Below are 17,218 nucleotides of genomic sequence, written 5' to 3'. Positions count from 1 at the left end.
TGGATACGGAATAGAATATATAGAGTATTACGGATTTACCTCGACGGCGTACTCTGGCGCGGAAGATGTTGCGCTTTTCCTGAGTGGTGCCCGCTCGCACGACGTGGTGATTAATATCGCTCTGACCAATGACAGGAAACGATATTGAAGATTTGGATAGCTGGCGACAGCGCATCATGGCACGTCGGTACGATACGCCGCAAGTAGGTACGGATAGTGATTATGTTCGCTGAGTAAAAAAGTCATGAGAATAAGCCGGGACATGCACACATTGACATAAGAACGGTATAGGCACAGTTGGGGTCTCATGGTGGCTAGTGATGATGTAGAGCATCCTACCCCAATATAGGAAATAGTCACCCAAGTCAGAGAGGATGACCTATTGCCCCATTTGCCGGAAGTGGCTAACGACTTTTGCGGTAACAGAAAAAAGAGTCCCCTTCCCTCTTTCCTTATCAACAGATACATCCAAAATTTGAGCTGCTGTTATCGCAGATAATAAAAGCCTTCTGACAGCGAGAAGGCGAACCAGGCAGCAAGCTTGTTCTGTTAAGATTCTCTAAATCCATCAGTCTTTCAGCAGGTGAAATCGCCCATCGTTTTATTGCGCTAACAGGAGATATTAAATTAACCCAGACGGAAGTGCCGGTATTGGGAGAGGTCACGTGGGCAAAATATAAGGAGTGGGCATCATGACAAGTCTGGACGACGAATATACATAATTGTTGAGAACGTTATTGCCGCTTGGCCACACATAAGATGAAGAAGATCCGATCATTAAAGATCTATCCTCTTCACTGGTACAAGCCAATCAACATTTTGATATCCTAATGCTTGCAATTAATCCGGCTCAATTTGGAATTCATTAACTGCTACGAGAAATGATGTGAATTTCTGGATAAATGCCTAGCAAATAGCAATCAGACGATAGAAGAACGGAAGCCAGTTCTTGATGCCAAGGTGAATATGGTTGGCGGTATAAGCGAAGCATTCTTTAAAAAGCAACTAGAAATGAAGAAAAGCGAATACAGGAAGAAAAGTATTAAGCATCACAAAGTGATGCTGTTCGAAATATTACCAGACGTATTGAGTATATGAGGCTAGGATATGGTGCCACGCCTGTTTTGGCCGATGGTACTGTTAGACAAAACTAAACTTTTGACGCAAGTGTAAAGTTTGGAGAAAGTGATGATTAGGGTTCGGTCTCTTATTTTGTGTCGTACCGACTGAAAATGAAAACGGACCCCACAACATCGCGTTTAACTATATCGTGAGGTCGGCATAATTATTTACTTTATGCGTCTTTATTAGGCGGTCTCGGCTACTCAATATCCAGAGCAGCGCTGATATCCAGATAGTTCAGCAGAACACGGTGCAATAATTTTTGCCTTCTATTCAAATACCCCCTTTTCTCAGTGGATTTCTTGCTCCCTCCGTTCATCTGCCGTGTAGACGCGCGGGGGGGACAGCCTAACAATTCATAATGCCCCATTTTCGATTGGCTGCCACCTCTTAAGGTCATTCAGATATTTCTGAAACACTTGAAAACTCTTCAGAATAAAATCCACTGATATGCTAGTCCAGTGAACGTATTACACCGTTGGCTTCATACTCAATTTTTATCGTTTCTAGTTGAAAGGTTTTCTGGCATTCATACCAGGGGTTACAACTTCTAAAAGTTTTAATATTTTGCATTATATGATACTCACATTCATCCAGTTACCATTAATATTTTTCTGTAATGGTCGTCTGTAAAGTAAATCAATTTAGATTCCGATACAGAAATAGAGACGGTGTATTACATCACAGGAAACATCATATTGAACGGACAGCCCTATCAAAGAATGACAGGTAAAAATGGACTATGTTAATTCGTTTAGGGAGGCGATATTTACTCTAAGACATTAAAGATAAAATATTGCCCTCCTAAACCGGGACAATTTTATGAAAGTATAGAGAAAAAAAGTGCAGAACGATTTGCCTCATTATATTGATCTGACTTTAGAAGACAGTGATTATAAATTTTACGACATTAAATCACTTTCACCTACCGATGACACAATATCTCTTGTCACTGAAGCGCATGCATAAAAGATTTTATATTTTAACAGACTAGCCGCGCCTTCAAGCCTTTCATCTTCTGATATCAAATTCAATACCACAAATTCTACAAACTTGGAGTACATTTATTTTTTTAGGGAGACAGAGGCGATGAAGCGGTCTGTTACTCACAAAAAAGAAATATTTTTGACTTTTGTAGCAGTGTCAAAAACTTTAAAAGAGGCAATCAGCCGAATATATTTGTCTTTAATAGCACTTTGACTTCCGCTCAACCCAGCGTATTCGATGGTATGAACTGGGTTAATTATTTAGTATCAAACAAAAGCCATCACAAGGCGGATATCGTTTCAATCTGGAAGAAGGCACTTTTTCTTTTACCGATTTTCAAAAAATAGCTATATTAAAAAACATCGATTATGTAGAGACATATGCAGAAATAGACGATGTAATTTTGGAAACCAAGCAAGCCAACATACTCACTGGCAAGGGGGGATACGATATACTCAAATGGTTTGATGGCAAGGATATTTTAGTGATGCAAGACGACGAGCTGTATGGAAGAAATGGCATAGATTGTTATCGTTTTTTACAAAAAATCTATTTTAATCCGACAACACTTATCATCAAAGAAAAAAATGCCCCAGAATCATTAAGCCCTATTTTTTAGAATACTCAGTAACCCAAATCATCGATATTAAAAAGCTGAAACAGCGGATGTTCATTCAATTACGTAATGACAATCAAAGCATCACCACCTGAAATTTATATGATTTCTATGTTTCTTCCGTTGATGAGCAAACTAGAAGATTAATTAAGCAATATATTTTTATACCCAATATAGCGTGATTTTTACGGGCCTCCCTCCTGAAATGGTGTAATAATCATTAACAGGGAGATGAGCACAAAAACACCTTACACAGTAAAAAAGGTCCAGATATTATAGAAGGCAAAGGCAAAAGAAATTCCTACATCATCGAATACAGACCCATGGGAACAGAAGTGAACATCAATAATTATGTTTCACCTGAAGCGGGCGAACCCTGGCGAGACATTTTACTGCTACCTTCTTACTGGATGATATTGAGATAAGACAGGAAAAGCATGTAATTTTGAGTCATCTTGATTCGTTCACAGAACATGTCACTATTTGTTTGATGAGTTTTATGAAAAAGGAAAGCTATAGAGATCTTTCCATCATTAATAAAGCAGGGCAAATACACACAGTGAGACTCAATTCCAACCATGCACTAGATCTGATTTTAGATCAATTGATCCTGGATATTAACGCGAGCAACGGCCAGCATATTTTAAGCCAGTTAAGACAAATCACCTCTAGATTTTTAGAGTTAGAGCAAGTCTTCAATGTGCCTCGCATCCAATTTTTGCAGACTTTACAGACAAAAATGATACCAGTTATCTCATCTTAAAGCCGCCTTCTCACTCTTTATAACTATCTGGTTGATCGTCCCTTATGAATACAGGGGACGAATTTACATTTCAACTATTGCAAAAAAACTATATGTATTCTGATGTGACAAAGTTTAAGCGACTACATACATGTATCGAATATTCAATTATTTATCATCGAAATAATGCTTCTATGTTTAAACCTTGTTTTGCAGCATTTCTTTCAAACGGAGCAAGCCTGCAACCTGAATTTATCAAACACGTTCACGCGTGAAATCAATTTCACATCCCACATGTTCAAGTATCGAGGGCTCATAACTTAATAATCAAAATCGTCTTGCTAAGAATTCTCGTTGCTTAGTACTCAATTCAAATAGCCATTTAACGACACTTTTTCATCTCGTCATTTTGGATTCTACTCTCAGGAGTATTGTCAGTTTTATCAGATAACACATCTAAAAATCCTTTTTCTGCTGCATTTCCAAAAGCAATATCAATAGAGCTGATACATTCATTAAGCCGTAACATACGGCTGACATAATTAATAGGTTTATTCAGTTGCTCTGCAATTTCTTTTTTACTGGGATCATGATCAAATTTATGGGAAAGTTCTCTTTCAGCACGTAAATATACATTTAACTCTTTGACGATATGAATAGGTAAACGAATGGTTCGCATTTTGTTCATAATAACACACCACCATGTGGCACAAGTTGAAAAACGAAAACCGCGCTTAAAATCAAATTTTTAACAGCATCAAGAATACCTTAATTACCTTCTTCAACTAAGTCTAATAATAGTAGGCCACGATTGATATAACGACGAGAAATTTTTACGACTAAACGTAAATTACTTTCTATTACGTCTTCGACGTGAAGATTCTTTGCCGTATGATATACTGCGAGAAAAATAAATTTCTTCTGCTGCTGTTAATAAGGGAAAATAGCCAATTTCACTAAGATAAAGCGGAGTTACATCTAGTACTCGCTGTATAACATTTTCTACTAATCATTCATCCTCTTCATCTTTATCTAACTCACTTTCAGTAGATTCATCGACTAGTAAAAATTTTTCGCTGTCCTGAGTAAAATTAATATCTTCATCTAACTCGTTAAATTTCAGCGTATTTTTCTTAATTTATCCCTGCGAAAGGTACTGCAGCGGGTTGACGGATTGCCCTTTATAACGAATTTCAAAATGTAACTTTACTGAACTGGCTCCGGAGCTACCCATAGTCGCTATGTTTTGCCCAGCTTTGACTTTTTGTTGTTCCCGGACCAGTATCTTATCATTATGAGCATAGGCACTCAGGTAATCATCACTGTGCTTAATAATGATTAAATTACCATAACCTCGTAATGCATTCCCTGCATACACCACTTTCCCATCTGCTGTTGAAAAAATAGGTTGTCTTCTGGAACCACTGATATCAATCCCTTTATTACCCCCATTGGAAGCAGAAAATTGCTCGATAATTTTTCCGGTAGTCGGCCATTTCCATTGAATCTTGTGAGCTGTACCATGATTTTTTGGGGTGTTAATCGGATTACGAAGAAAATTAACCTCGGGTGTTGATTTTGCAACAATAGCTGATTTTTGCAATATTTCGCTAACATTTTGGTTACCTAAATGTTGAGAATACGCATTAGTTAATTGAGAATCAATCATTGTTGTGTGAATTTCCTGGTGAGATGGGCGCAGAGGTAAGCCAATAGAAGTCACGTCGTTTTGTTTTATCATCTGTGTAAAGTTTTTATCTAACTGAATTAACTGATGAATTTTGAGTGTATAAGGTTCAGGAATATTATTTTTTTTTGCTAAATCACGATAATCATTTCCTGTAAGCCAAGCAATATAAAATAAGGTGTCACCTCGTTTCACTCGATAGGTATGGCCGTTATAACTGCCTTTAAGAGTATTATCATAACTACGGTTATAGATAATTGTATGTGTTCTCTCATGTTCTTGTTTAATAAAATATTTTCTGGCAACACTAATAGGCGCTAGTTTTGAGTCTTTATTGCTACAGGACAAAAGAGAGCAGTTGGCAATCATAAATAGAGATTGATATAAAATACGACGGGTATTTTTTTTCATTATATTATCTGCACTTTTTGATTAATAAAACCACTGCTTCAGATGCAATACCTTCACCACGACCAATAAAACCCAATTTTTCTGTTGTAGTGGCTTTGATATTAATATGATCTATGTTACACTGAAGGTCTTTTGACATATTTTCTCTCATTTCTGAAATGTAAGGTGCTATTTTAGGTTCTTGTGCAATAATAGTAATGTCTATATTCCCTAATTGATATTTTTCCCCCAGAATTTTCTCATAGCTTTTGCGCAATAAGGTGCGACTATCGGCATTTTTGAAATCTGGGGAGGTATCAGGAAAAAGTATTCCAATATCACCTAAAGCTGCAGCACCGAGCAATGCGTCAATCACTGCATGTAAGACCACATCCCCATCTGAATGGGCTATCACACCCTGTTTTTCAGGGATATAAACTCCCCCAATGATCAGGCGAGAAGCCCCTCCAAATTTGTGGACATCAAAACCTTTTCCTATGCGTATTAGATTTAACATATTCACGTTCATGATGATTCATCATCTTTTTCGTTTAAATAAAATTCAGCTAACTTTAAATCTTCTGGATAAGTGATCTTGATATTGTCAGATCTCCCTTGGATTAATAATGGATGATAACCATAGCATTCAAGTACAGAGGCTTCATCTGTGACGAGTTTTTTTTCTGCTAAGGCGCATGATAAACAATCTTTTAACAATACAAAAGGGAATAGCTGGGGTGTCAGGGCATGCCAAAGTTTGGCTCTCTCAGGGGTAAATGAAATAGTCATATCAGCCTGAGCTATTTTTATTGTATCTCGAACAGGCGTGGCTAATATACCTCCTACTTCAGTATGTTGAGCAATAGAAAGTAAATGCTCTATATCTTCATCACTGATACAGGGGCGAACAGCATCGTGAACTAAGATCCATTTAGAATGAACGTTAATGTAACCAAAATATTTTAACCCCGCCAAAACAGAATTCGCACGTTCTTTTCCACCGAAAGCTACCCGAATTTTCGGGTGTCGAGCAAGAGGTGTTGATTGAAAAAAATGATCTTTAGGGTGAATCACAATTATAATCTGTTCAATACAAGGATGAGATAATAAAGGTTTAACCGCGTATTCAAGTATTGTTTTACCTCTGATTGAGAAATATTGTTTTGGGCAATCTGTTTTCATTCTAGATCCGATACCTGCAGCAGGCACAATAGCCATTACCTGAAGAGAACGAGAAGTATATGTGTTCATTTTTATCTTCATTGCTTAGCAGGGGAACCGATATTGGTTTTTGAGGGTGCAGGAATAAAACGATAAAATTTTTCGTCTTGCTTGATCATCCCTAAATCATTTCGAACACGCTCCTCCAGTGCTTCTTTTCCCTCTTCTAAATCGTTAATTTCAGCAAAAAGTTGGGCGTTTCTCATTTTTAATTCATTATTTTTTATTTTTTGTTCTGCAACATTATTTTTAATTCGGACAAAGTCACGAATCCCATTTTTCCCTAACCAAAGAGAATATTGTAATCCAATTGCTAATAATAACAGCAGCAGTATAAATATTTTCATATAACCTCTTAAAAACGGCCTCATCATTCTGTTAATTTTCAGTGTACTTTAGTCCATAAGATTTTTAAGATTCTTATAAGCTAATAACGGTCTATAAAAATATCTTTAAAAGAAGCAATTTTATATTATGAACAGTAGTTTGTTTAAAGAATTTCAATTTGAGGCAGCCCATCGTCTTCCTTACATTCCTGAAGAACATAAATATCGGCGTTTACATGGTCATTCATCTGTCGTTCGATTAGAAATTATTGGTAAAATTGATGCTAAAAGTGGTTGGATTATAGATTTTGCTGATTTGAAATCAGCATTTCAACCTATTTGGAATAAATTAGATCATCAATATTTAAATGATATCGCAGGATTAGAAAATTTAACCAGTGAGTTATTGGCCATTTGGCTTTGGGATCGACTGAAGCCTCACTTACCTCAATTAAGTTCAATCACTATCAAAGAAACCTGTTCAGCAAGTTGTATTTATAGAGGCTCTGAGACCCATTTAGAGCAATAGATCCTCATACTTATCCTGCGCGAATTAATCTATCCGTCAATGTATCTCTGATTTCAGAGGGTTTTAGATGCCTTCCTACATTGCCTGATAACACAGACAACTGATGGCCAAACTGTAAAACCACTTCTCTGGATGTACGGCAAGGTGTTTGGCTTGTGATGTTAGCACTGCTTGACACCAAAGGCTTACCAAAGCAAGAACATAACTGTCTGACCAAAGGATGAGCAGATACTCTGACTGCTAACGAATTAAATTCCCCACTTAACCAAGATGGTGTTTGGATAATAGAGATTGGGAACACCCAAGTGAAGTGCCCTGGCCAGCTTGTAAAAATTTTTTTACGTTGTTCAGTACTGACCTGCTCATCATTAATATAGGGTTGTAATTGCTGATAACTGGCTGCTATCAAAATTAATCCCTTTTTTTGAGGTCGCTGTTTTAAACGCAATAAATTATTCACCGCCTTTTGACTATCTGGATCACAGCCTAAGCCAAAAACAGATTCTGTTGGATAAGCTATTACCTCCTCATTTTTTAATGCTTTTAGGACTGAAAAGAACGTAGGGTTATTTTTTATATTCATGTCATTATACCTCTTATTTAAGGCGAATATACCCACAATTAACGGAAGAAAGCCATCCTGAAAGTTCCAATTCAAGTAATTAGATGAGTATTTCTGATACTGGCTGATGTGTGCGTTTGGCAATCATATCAACAGGAGTGGCTTCATACTCTATGCTACTTAATAAAGCAGGAAATGTCGGATCTAATAACAACTCTGGTTGTGTAAAAGCCACGCTTGCAAAATGAGACATGGCTAACCATTTTAGCAAACTTCTTATTTGCTCAATAATATCTGTAAGATTTATTAACCAAATAAGCACTTTGTTGAATTAATCAATGACTCCCTTCGCTGGTAGGCCTTCCTAAAGGACCAGGTAAATAAAATACGTCTCGACCTTGTTCAAGTGTATAATAAGCAGTCATAAGAGAACCGCTTCTCAAAGAGAATTATACCATGACAACTGTGGCGATGAGTCCACTAATAATGCGGTTTATTCTTGTGAAATTTGTGACAAAGGCAGAGTAGTAGTTAAAAACTCAGATACAATAGTGCCCCCTTCTTCTCTAATACGTCTGGCTAAATCACAATGGCGTCGATGATAAATATTTTCTAAACCACTACCTAGTACAGCAATGGTTTTACCTGTTAAATTCAAAGCAGATTGATAGCAAATGCTATCGATTCCAATCGCTAATCTACTGGTAAGAATCAATCCGGCCTAGAAAGCTATTTAGTAAAATACTTTACCAAACGCTCACTATAGTGACTAGAATTTCGGCTCCTAACCATGGCAATTTGTTCTTAAGAAAGAGTGAAGGTATCTCCTGTCGCAAATAATAAAAGAGGCACAAAAGAGATATAAGTAAGTTGTTTTAGATATTCTGAGTGACCATATAACAACATATGATAATCATCTTTTCCTAACCAACTTAAGATAGCGTTAATGTATTTTGCATTTAAAGACAAAGTAAATTATTGGCATTGTTTTTGTTTTAAACCTTCGGGTATAAGTATATCCGACATGAATGTTATAATAAACTTGTACATACTCCCCTACTTTCATCCTTTGAGCTGTATTAAAACATTTAATCATACTCATTTGTAACCATATTTCCTTATTTAATATAATCTCTCTCTTTACAAAGCCTGCTATGAAACAGGATTAATATGATGCTGTTCATCAATAACAAAAATGATTAAAATGAGTATTCAGTATTTTTTATTACTTCAATAGATATCGAATAATTTATGTCAATATTACAAATATTACATTTTCCAGACGATCGGCTTCGCAAAATTGCAAGTCCAGTTAAAAAAATGGATGCTCAAATTCGGCAAATAACTGATGATATGCTAGAAACTATGTATCAGGCGGAAGGCATTGGTTTAGCGGCAACGCAGGTCAATATTCATCAACGGATTATTGTTATTGACATTTCAGAAGATCGTCATCAGCCTCTCATATTAATTAATCCGGAATTATTAGAAAAAAGCGGAGAAACTGGCATTGAAGAAGGTTGTCTTTCTATTCCTGTTGAAAAAGCATTAATACCAAGAGCAAAAGAGATTACCATTGAAGCATTAAATCGTGATGGGAGATCTTTTAGGTTGTATGCAGATGACTTATTGGCGATTTGCATTCAACACGAAATGGATCATCTTATTGGGAAGCTTTTTGTCGATTACATTTCACCCTTTAAGCGTCAGCGTGTCCAAAAAAAGATGGAAAAAATGAAAAAATTAATGAAAAAAAAGATAAATGAACCAATAGCACAAAATAACTTACCCCTTTCTATTGGTTTTGAAAAACGTCTCATATCAATTTAAGGAAGCTCAGTGTCCGAATCTTTAAAAATTATTTTTGCAGGGACGCCTGATTTATCAGCCTGTCACCTTCAACATTTATTATCTCATAAACAAAACATTCTCAGCGTTTTTACACGACCCGATCTTCCTGCTGGAAGAGGGAAAAAACTGGCTTTTAGCCCGGTAAAAATGTTAGCCACTCAACATCATATTCCAGTTTATCAACCTCATTCACTCGGTTTAAAAGAAGAACAACAAAGTATCCTTGATTTAGATGCGGATGTTATGGTTGTGGTTGCCTATGGTTTACTCCTTCCTAAAGCGGTATTGAACATGCCTCGTTTGGGATGCATTAATGTCCATCCTTCTCTTCTTCCTCGATGGCGGGGAGCGGCTCCTATTCAGCGGGCGATTTGGGCAGGAGATAAAGAAACGGGCGTTACTATTATGCAAATGGATTCAGGCTTAGACACAGGGAACATGTTGTATAAAACCGTTCATCCAATACAACCCGATGATACCAGTGCGAGTTTGCAGGCTAAGTTAGCCTCATTAGGATCTCAAGATTTATTGCTCACATTAAAAAAAATGGCCCGCGGTCATATTCATGGAGAAACGCAAAACGAAGCACATACAACTTACGCTCACAAATTAACTAAAAAAGAAGCTAAACTTGATTGGTCTCTGCCTGCTGCTCATTTAGAACGCTGTGTTCGAGCATTCAACCCCTGGCCTGTCAGTTATTTCATCATGAATGAACAAATTATAAAGGTCTGGGAAGCTCAATCTATGCTTGATTCGCAGCAAGTTTCTCATCTCCAACCAGGCACCGTCCTAAAATCGGATAAAAACGGAATCCAAATTCTTACTTCCGATGGTGTGTTAAACATGACGAAATTCCAATTACCTGGTAAAAAAATTATCTCAGCCCGAGATGTTCTTAATTCAAGAAATGAATGGTTTCAAATAGGGAAACAACTTTTATCCTGATGAAAAATACATATCAGCTTCGAGCTATTGCTGCGCAAATTATCAGTCAAGTATTAGATAAAGGGCGTTCACTCAGTGTTGTTTTGCCTGAAGTACAGAATCATGTCCCTGATAAAGATAAGGCATTGCTCCAAGAACTGTGTTTTGGCACCTTGAGGGTGCTGCCAAGGTTGGAGCATTGTCTGAAGCATTTAATGACACGCCCGTTAAATGCCAAAAAACGTCTTTTGCATTTCTTGCTGATGGTTGGCTTATATCAGCTCATTTATACCCGTATTCCACCACATGCCATTTTATCTGAAACAGTGAAAGCGGCAGCCGTTTTGAAATATCCACAAGTCAAAGGATTGATAAACGCGATACTGCGTGAATTTGAGCGGAGAAAAGAAAACTTACTTCAAAAAGTAAAGGCTCAAGATCCTTATTTACATCCACAATGGTTATTACAACGAATAAAAACCGCTTATCCTGAACAATGGCCATCTATTTTGAGGGCGAATAACGAAAGACCTCCAATGTGGATAAGGGTTAATGTGCTTCATAATTCTAGAGAAAAATATATGACTGAATTAGAAAAATCAGGAATCAAAGCAAAAGCGCACTCTATTTGCCTTGACGCAGTACAAATTTTACCCCCATGTTCAGTTAAAAAACTCCCTGGTTTTGATTTGGGTTGGGCAACAGTCCAGGATGTGGCAGCTCAAAGATGTATTGATTTACTCGACCCTCAAAACGATGACTATATTCTTGATTTATGTGCGGCCCCAGGTGTTAAAACAACTCATATTCTTGAGAGGGCTCCTAGTGCTAATGTATTAGCGATCGATATCGATGCAAAGCGTTTAGAGCGCATCAAAGAAAATTTACAACGCTTACATTTATCAGCCAGGCTAAAAGTGGCTAACGCTCTTGTACCTGAGCAATGGTATGAAGGAAAAATGTTCGATAAAATTTTACTGGATGTGCCTTGTTCCGCCACAGGTATTATTCGTCGTCATCCTGATATAAAATGGCTCAGGCGTGATAGTGATATCGCAACACTGGCTCAATTACAATCTAAGCTCATCAAAGCTGTCTGGCCAACGCTCAGACAGGGAGGGATGCTGCTTTACAGCACTTGTTCTATTTTACCTGAAGAAAATCAACAACAAATCACCGGATTTTTGAAACAGCAACTCGATGCAGAAAGCATAACAATTCAAGATGCAGCAATAATAGGTCTACAAAACTTGCCACAAACTGATGAAGGTGATGGTTTCTTTTATGCAAAAATCACCAAGCGCTCGTGACAAGGGTATAAAAAATTATGAGAATCATTATTCTTGGAGCAGGTCAGGTAGGTGTAACACTGGCAGAAAACCTAGCGAGCGAAAATAATGATATCACTGTTGTTGATATTGATGTCAATCGCTTACGTGAGCTACAGGACAGGTTAGATCTACGTGTGATACAAGGGCAGGGATCTTATCCTCGTATATTAAGAGAAGCAGGTGCTCAAAATGCAGATATGTTAATTGCAGTCACTAATTCTGATGAAATCAATATGATGGCTTGCCAGGTGGCTTACTCATTGTTTAACACACCCAATCGTATCGCTCGTATTCGTTCTACTGAATATATTTTTGAAACGGCGAAGCTTTTCCAACCCGAAGTCATACCTGTTGACTATCTGATTTCACCAGAGCAATTAGTGATTGATTATATTGATCAGCTCATAGAGTATCCTGGTGCTTTTCAAGTGATTAATTTTGCTGATAAAAAAATAAATATTGTTGCAGTCAATGCGTATTATGGCGGTCCTCTTGTCGGTAATGCACTTTCTTCTTTACCTGAACGTATGCCTCATATCAACACAAGGGTTGCGGCTATTTTTCGGCAAGATAGACCGATTCGGCCACAAGGGTCTACTATTATTGAAGCAAATGATGAAGTGTTTTTTGTGGCTGCTTCACAACACATTCGCGCTGTGATAAGTGAATTACAGCGTTTAGAAAAACCTTACAAACGGATTATGATAGTCGGAGGCGGTAATATAGGGGCTGGTTTAGCACTAAAATTAGAAAAACATTACTATGTTAAATTAATTGAGCGTAACAAAAATAGAGCAACCGAATTAACAGAAATACTAAATAATACAATTATTTATTATGGTAATGCCTCTGATCATGAATTACTGGCTCAAGAGCAAGTAGAGCAAGTCGATGTTTTTATCGCTGTGACCAATGATGATGAAGACAATATTATGTCAGCCATGTTAGCAAAAAAGATGGGCGCTAAAAAAGCTATGGTGCTGATTCAACGTAGTGCGTACGTTGATTTAGTGCAGGGTGGCGTCATAGACATTGTGATTTCACCGCAACAAGTCACTATTTCAGCGTTATTGGGTCATGTGCGCAAAGCAGATATTGTGAGTGTTTTTTCACTTCGACGTGGTGTTGCTGAAGCCATTGAAGCAATAGCTCATGGTGATGAAAGCACATCTAAAGTCGTCGGTCGTAAAATTAAAGATATTAAGCTTCCTTCAGGTACGGTTATTGGGGCTATTGCACGCGGTGATGAAGTGATTATTGCCAATAACAACGCTATCATTCAACAAGGGGATCATATTGTGATGTTTATTACGCATAAAAAATTTGTGCCTGATGTTGAGCGATTATTTCAACCTAGCCCCTTTTTTTTGTAACTAACTATAAAAATAAATAAAAATAGTCTCCTTTTTTGCCTCATTACGTTGATGATAAAAATCATAATGACTTCATTAAACCATCTTTTTGCAGAAGAAATTCAAGCCGATCCTAATTTGCCTGATAGACCGAAGCTTCGTACCAAAGGTTATATTGTAATCGAAGCAGGTCTTAAGTCTCTTGCTGAAAGGTTATGGCAGGATCCGCATAAAGATCTTAAGATCTTAGCGCAATAATATATCAATGCTGAAAAACATCACAGACATAAAATCTGATCTAGAAGGCGCCCGTTATATTTTCATGGAGCACGTTTTGCAGAAGACGCGGCATTGCTCTTAAAAGTGCGTCAATATCTTTGAAAAAATGCGAGTTTCGTTTTTCAGGTTGTACCTGAAAAAGAAGAAATTGGCGCTAAGTTTCGTGATTATTTTAAGTATCAGTAGCCTATTGCAAAAATTCCCTCACATCGTGCGCTTACGCTATTTCGCGGGCGTAGTGAAAGTGTGCTGCAATTGGTTTTAAAGGTGCTTTCAGACTAAGATCACAGCGAAGCAATTCTAGTAGAACATTTTAACATTCGGCTTAATAATGCTCCTTCTGATCATTGGCGCAAAACGGTGTTGCAATGGGCATGGCGTGTGAAAATACTCCCCCCATCTTAAAACAGAGTTGATTTGAAATGTAAGAAAAATGTTCAGAAAACAAGCCATTGAAGTCTTTGAAATCAATATGAAAGATTTTCTAATGGCAGCCTCTGCAGGGATGTAGCCCACGATGGGAATGGATCCTGTGTTAAGAACCGGGGTGAGAATTGCGTTAGTCCATGCCACAGGAAAATTGCTCGCGACCGATACGGTATATCCCCACACAGGTCAAGTAGCCAATACGGTTATTCGAGTGGCGCATTTGTGTCTTGAACATCAGGTAGAATGGGTTTGGATTTGGAACGGAACGGCATCCCAGGAAACAGAACGATTTTATGTAGAAGTTCAAAAGCAGTATCCGTCAGTCAACAGTCAAACAGTGATTGTCAGTGAAGCAGAAGCTTCCGTGTATTCCGCTTCTGAACTGGCAACAGAAGAGTTTCCTGATTTAGATGTGTATATTCGTGGTGCTGTCTCTATTGATCGACGGATATAGGATCCTCTGGTTCAATTAGTGAAAATCGATCCAAAATCTATCTAAAATCGATTGGGGTGGGCTAATATCAGCATGATATTGGCCCAACGCAGTTGGCTAAAAATTAATGGCCGTGGGGGAAGATTGTGTCAATTCAGTAGGCGTCGATCTCAATACCGACTCCGTTCCATTACTGACTCGAGTGGCTGGCTTAAGCACAAGCATGGCAAAAAATATCGTGAATTGGCGTGATCTTAACGGCCGTTTTATTCATCGGTAGCAATAACCAATTTGGCCTAAAAGCGTCTGAACAAAGCGCGTGGCTTTTTCGCATCAATAATGGAGATAATCCTTTAGATACTTCCACTCTTCATCAGGAATCCTATCCAGTAGTGGAAAATATTTTGAAATCGACGAAACAACACTTCTCTCAAGTAATGGGTAACATCTCCATTTTACAATCATTCAATCCAGGAATTTTGTGAATAACCGATTTGGTATCCCCACAGTACGCAATATTTTGAAAGAGCTTGAAAAACCAGAGAAGGCCCATGACCTGATTTTAAAACGCTGATTCTTTTCGGATGAAATAGAAACCATCAAGGATCTGATTACAAAAATGATTTTACAGGGCTCTGTCACTAACATCACTCATTTTGTCGCGTTTATTTATACAGGTTTACATCAAAACGGCCTAGTACATATCTCTTTCATGACTAATCAATTTGTGACAGCTCCTCATGAGCTGATTAAAACGGACGACATTGTACACGTTAAGGTACTTTCTATTGACATGGAAGGAAAGCATGTTGCTTTGAGCATGCGATTGGACGAAACGATCGCTGATAAAAAAGATAAAACAGCCTCTGAAAATGAATAAAAAGAAAAGAGACTGACAAAAAAAGACCTCTTAAAAATGCCCCAATCAGTCATTTTAAGAATTCTGCACTTAGCGATGCGTTTGCTTCTGCGATAAAAATAAACATTCATAGTCATTAGGAGCTTGGTAAATGAATGATTCCAATAAGCTATTGGACATTGCTCAGTATTTTATTCCAGAAGAGGTGAATTCTCTAGTACAGGCAAAGAAGTGGATAGTAACCCTTTCTTTGTAGAAAGGGCAGGTGGCGCCTATGTATATGATGTATACAGTGGAGCTTACATTGATTCTGTCGGATCTTAGAGGCAGGTGATATGTAATGCACTGACTAAAGCGATTGAAAATGGGATTATTTGGGAGCATTCACTGAACTAGAAGTGAAAATGGCGTTAATATTGACCCAATTAGTGCCCAGTATAGATATGATGAGAATAGTAAATTCAGGAACAGAAGCGACCATGCATGTCATTCGCTTGGCAAGAGAATTCGCAAAATGAGATCAAATTATTAATTTTGAAAACTGCTATCACGGTCATTCAGATTGTTTACTCGTCAAAGCCAGCTCGGGGGGTTTAACATTAGGGCAATCTAATTTGCTAGGAGTTCCAAAAGATTTTGCTCAACATACTGTAATCTATACTTATAACGATCTGAGCTTAGTCCGAAAAAACTTAGAGGATTATTTAAAAGAAGTAGCGGCTATTATCGTAGAGCCCGTTTCTGAAAATATGCACTACATCCTTCCATCAGAAAATTTCTTGCCTGGATTTCGTCAATTATGTAATGAATTTAAAGGATTACTCATTATGGATGAAGTGATGACGGGTTTTCTCGTGGCTTTAAGAGGCGCTCAAGAGTATTACAATATCAAACCTGATCTTACCTTTTTAGGAAAAATTATCGTGCATGGCCTGCCTGGCGCTGCTTTTGGATATTGCAAGGAGGTGATATCAATATTAGCGCCTTTAGATCCAGTGTATCAGTCATAGACGTTATCAGGCCATCCGCTCAGAATAGTGGCGTGTTTTTCCTGCTTAACAGAATTGGCTAGGATTGGTTTGCATAAAAACTAAATGAATTGAGAACATGATTAGTTCTGAGCCTAACAAGGCTGCTTAAGCACACAATATTCCTTTGATCATTAATCATCTCTGTGGGATATTTGGTTTTTACTGATGCGATAGCAGTCATTGATTATAAAGATGTACAAAATGCAATATTGAACGTTTCAAACATTTTTCGTTTTATGCTTAAAGAAAGGATTGATTTCGCGCCCTCTGCGTTTGAGTCAGGTTTTATGTCATTAGCACACGGTGTTGAAGAAATTTAAAAACCAATCAATTCTGAAAGACGCTGCTTTGCTAAAGTCGATTCTGATGCGATGAGCCGTATTTGATAAACGCAAAAATTTAGCATTTTCTAGCAATCGCAACTTTTTTGAATTTTAACCAATGAATTTTGCATGTCTAAGCTTCTTTTAAAACTTCTGAGAGATGTCATCAATTTTTACCTGTTACGGATTATTTTTATTTATTTTGAACTGTATTTTAAAAA

Annotated in this window: 17 protein-coding genes and 4 pseudogenes; 12 read left to right on the top strand and 9 right to left on the bottom strand. The window is 37.5% G+C overall.

Annotated elements, in window-relative coordinates; translation table 11 throughout:
* Positions 1-10 precede the first annotated feature (10 nt).
* The 3 genes from CICURV3402_RS06115 to CICURV3402_RS06110 all read left to right on the top strand — a co-directional run bounded on the left by CICURV3402_RS06115 (position 11) and on the right by CICURV3402_RS06110 (position 2,728).
* The gene (locus CICURV3402_RS06115; RefSeq protein ID WP_407079089.1) at positions 11-148 is read left to right on the top strand and encodes a phage baseplate assembly protein domain-containing protein; all 138 of its coding nucleotides are present in this window, start codon (positions 11-13) and stop codon (positions 146-148) included.
* 1,817 nt (positions 149-1,965) lie between these two features.
* A complete protein-coding gene (locus CICURV3402_RS07295) occupies positions 1,966-2,091 on the top strand; it encodes a hypothetical protein (RefSeq protein ID WP_268904325.1) in 126 nt (41 codons plus the stop codon).
* A 421-nt stretch (positions 2,092-2,512) separates the two neighbouring features.
* Positions 2,513-2,728, top strand: a complete 216-nt coding sequence (locus tag CICURV3402_RS06110; protein WP_158380260.1) for a hypothetical protein — start codon at positions 2,513-2,515, stop codon at positions 2,726-2,728.
* A gap of 914 nt (positions 2,729-3,642) precedes the next feature.
* Here the strand turns inward: CICURV3402_RS06110 and rpoS are convergent.
* From rpoS to ftsB, 5 genes and pseudogenes are all read right to left on the bottom strand, one after another.
* Positions 3,643-4,605 (bottom strand): annotated as a pseudogene (gene rpoS / locus CICURV3402_RS06105) (RNA polymerase sigma factor RpoS).
* Entirely contained in the window at positions 4,606-5,565 is a 960-nt protein-coding gene (nlpD, locus tag CICURV3402_RS06100) for a murein hydrolase activator NlpD (protein WP_158380259.1), read from the bottom strand.
* A 4-nt stretch (positions 5,566-5,569) separates the two neighbouring features.
* The gene (gene ispF, locus CICURV3402_RS06095; RefSeq protein WP_187306997.1) at positions 5,570-6,049 is read right to left on the bottom strand and encodes a 2-C-methyl-D-erythritol 2,4-cyclodiphosphate synthase; all 480 of its coding nucleotides are present in this window, start codon (positions 6,047-6,049) and stop codon (positions 5,570-5,572) included.
* Positions 6,050-6,069: 20 nt separating this feature from the next.
* Positions 6,070-6,795 carry a 2-C-methyl-D-erythritol 4-phosphate cytidylyltransferase gene (ispD, locus tag CICURV3402_RS06090; protein ID WP_158380257.1) on the bottom strand — a complete coding sequence of 242 codons (726 nt, stop codon included), beginning with the start codon at positions 6,793-6,795 and terminating at the stop codon, positions 6,070-6,072.
* An 8-nt stretch (positions 6,796-6,803) separates the two neighbouring features.
* Entirely contained in the window at positions 6,804-7,112 is a 309-nt protein-coding gene (gene ftsB, locus CICURV3402_RS06085; protein ID WP_158380256.1) for a cell division protein FtsB, read from the bottom strand.
* Between the two features lie 127 nt (positions 7,113-7,239).
* Here ftsB and queD point away from each other — a divergent pair, with 127 nt between their 5' ends.
* Entirely contained in the window at positions 7,240-7,620 is a 381-nt protein-coding gene (gene queD / locus CICURV3402_RS06080; protein ID WP_158380255.1) for a 6-carboxytetrahydropterin synthase QueD, read from the top strand.
* A gap of 10 nt (positions 7,621-7,630) precedes the next feature.
* On the opposite strand, the gene tsaC is transcribed toward queD, so the two are convergent.
* From tsaC to CICURV3402_RS07285, 4 genes are all read right to left on the bottom strand, one after another.
* Positions 7,631-8,203 carry an L-threonylcarbamoyladenylate synthase type 1 TsaC gene (gene tsaC / locus CICURV3402_RS06075; protein ID WP_158380254.1) on the bottom strand — a complete coding sequence of 191 codons (573 nt, stop codon included), beginning with the start codon at positions 8,201-8,203 and terminating at the stop codon, positions 7,631-7,633.
* A gap of 79 nt (positions 8,204-8,282) precedes the next feature.
* On the bottom strand, positions 8,283-8,453 hold the full coding sequence (locus tag CICURV3402_RS07025) for a hypothetical protein (RefSeq protein WP_235667714.1): 171 nt from the start codon (positions 8,451-8,453) through the stop codon (positions 8,283-8,285).
* Between the two features lie 64 nt (positions 8,454-8,517).
* A complete protein-coding gene (locus tag CICURV3402_RS07290; protein WP_268904324.1) occupies positions 8,518-8,607 on the bottom strand; it encodes a hypothetical protein in 90 nt (29 codons plus the stop codon).
* A gap of 68 nt (positions 8,608-8,675) precedes the next feature.
* Entirely contained in the window at positions 8,676-8,897 is a 222-nt protein-coding gene (locus tag CICURV3402_RS07285) for a DNA-processing protein DprA (RefSeq protein ID WP_268904323.1), read from the bottom strand.
* Positions 8,898-9,433: 536 nt separating this feature from the next.
* Here CICURV3402_RS07285 and def point away from each other — a divergent pair.
* From def to CICURV3402_RS06040, 8 genes and pseudogenes are all read left to right on the top strand, one after another.
* The gene (def, locus tag CICURV3402_RS06065; protein ID WP_235667713.1) at positions 9,434-10,012 is read left to right on the top strand and encodes a peptide deformylase; all 579 of its coding nucleotides are present in this window, start codon (positions 9,434-9,436) and stop codon (positions 10,010-10,012) included.
* Positions 10,013-10,021: 9 nt separating this feature from the next.
* Positions 10,022-10,981, top strand: coding sequence for a methionyl-tRNA formyltransferase (fmt, locus tag CICURV3402_RS06060; RefSeq protein WP_158380253.1), 960 nt, complete (start codon positions 10,022-10,024; stop codon positions 10,979-10,981).
* Positions 10,981-12,270: a 16S rRNA (cytosine(967)-C(5))-methyltransferase RsmB gene (gene rsmB / locus CICURV3402_RS06055; RefSeq protein WP_158380252.1), complete on the top strand. Its 1,290-nt coding sequence runs from the start codon at positions 10,981-10,983 to the stop codon at positions 12,268-12,270. Before fmt ends, rsmB begins: the two co-directional genes overlap by 1 nt.
* A gap of 17 nt (positions 12,271-12,287) precedes the next feature.
* A complete protein-coding gene (trkA, locus tag CICURV3402_RS06050; RefSeq protein WP_158380251.1) occupies positions 12,288-13,664 on the top strand; it encodes a Trk system potassium transporter TrkA in 1,377 nt (458 codons plus the stop codon).
* Between the two features lie 66 nt (positions 13,665-13,730).
* Positions 13,731-13,901, top strand: a complete 171-nt coding sequence (locus CICURV3402_RS07775; protein WP_407079087.1) for a hypothetical protein — start codon at positions 13,731-13,733, stop codon at positions 13,899-13,901.
* Positions 13,902-14,168: 267 nt separating this feature from the next.
* Positions 14,169-14,327 (top strand): annotated as a pseudogene (locus CICURV3402_RS07850) (hypothetical protein).
* Between the two features lie 67 nt (positions 14,328-14,394).
* Positions 14,395-15,661: pseudogene (locus CICURV3402_RS06045) on the top strand (helix-hairpin-helix domain-containing protein); the annotation flags it as partial.
* Between the two features lie 133 nt (positions 15,662-15,794).
* Positions 15,795-16,994, top strand: a pseudogene (locus tag CICURV3402_RS06040) (glutamate-1-semialdehyde 2,1-aminomutase).
* Positions 16,995-17,218 lie beyond the last annotated feature (224 nt).

It is taken from the genome of Candidatus Williamhamiltonella defendens (assembly GCF_900699045.1).
Lineage (GTDB): Bacteria > Pseudomonadota > Gammaproteobacteria > Enterobacterales > Enterobacteriaceae > Hamiltonella > Hamiltonella defensa_A.
The sequence above is the reverse complement of the archived record's forward strand: the minus strand, read 5'-3'. Positions and strand labels throughout refer to the sequence as shown.

Bases quoted from the DNA above. Each gene is read 5' to 3' on its own strand.
- queD (WP_158380255.1), top strand. From the start codon at position 7,240: ATGAACAGTAGTTTGTTTAAAGAATTTCAATTTGAGGCAGCCCATCGT.
- CICURV3402_RS07775 (WP_407079087.1), top strand. From the start codon at position 13,731: ATGACTTCATTAAACCATCTTTTTGCAGAAGAAATTCAAGCCGATCCT.
- ftsB (WP_158380256.1), bottom strand. From the start codon at position 7,112: ATGAAAATATTTATACTGCTGCTGTTATTATTAGCAATTGGATTACAA.
- def (WP_235667713.1), top strand. From the start codon at position 9,434: ATGTCAATATTACAAATATTACATTTTCCAGACGATCGGCTTCGCAAA.
- nlpD (WP_158380259.1), bottom strand. From the start codon at position 5,565: ATGAAAAAAAATACCCGTCGTATTTTATATCAATCTCTATTTATGATT.
- CICURV3402_RS07290 (WP_268904324.1), bottom strand. From the start codon at position 8,607: ATGACTGCTTATTATACACTTGAACAAGGTCGAGACGTATTTTATTTA.
- ispD (WP_158380257.1), bottom strand. From the start codon at position 6,795: ATGAACACATATACTTCTCGTTCTCTTCAGGTAATGGCTATTGTGCCT.
- rsmB (WP_158380252.1), top strand. From the start codon at position 10,981: ATGAAAAATACATATCAGCTTCGAGCTATTGCTGCGCAAATTATCAGT.
- tsaC (WP_158380254.1), bottom strand. From the start codon at position 8,203: ATGAATATAAAAAATAACCCTACGTTCTTTTCAGTCCTAAAAGCATTA.
- trkA (WP_158380251.1), top strand. From the start codon at position 12,288: ATGAGAATCATTATTCTTGGAGCAGGTCAGGTAGGTGTAACACTGGCA.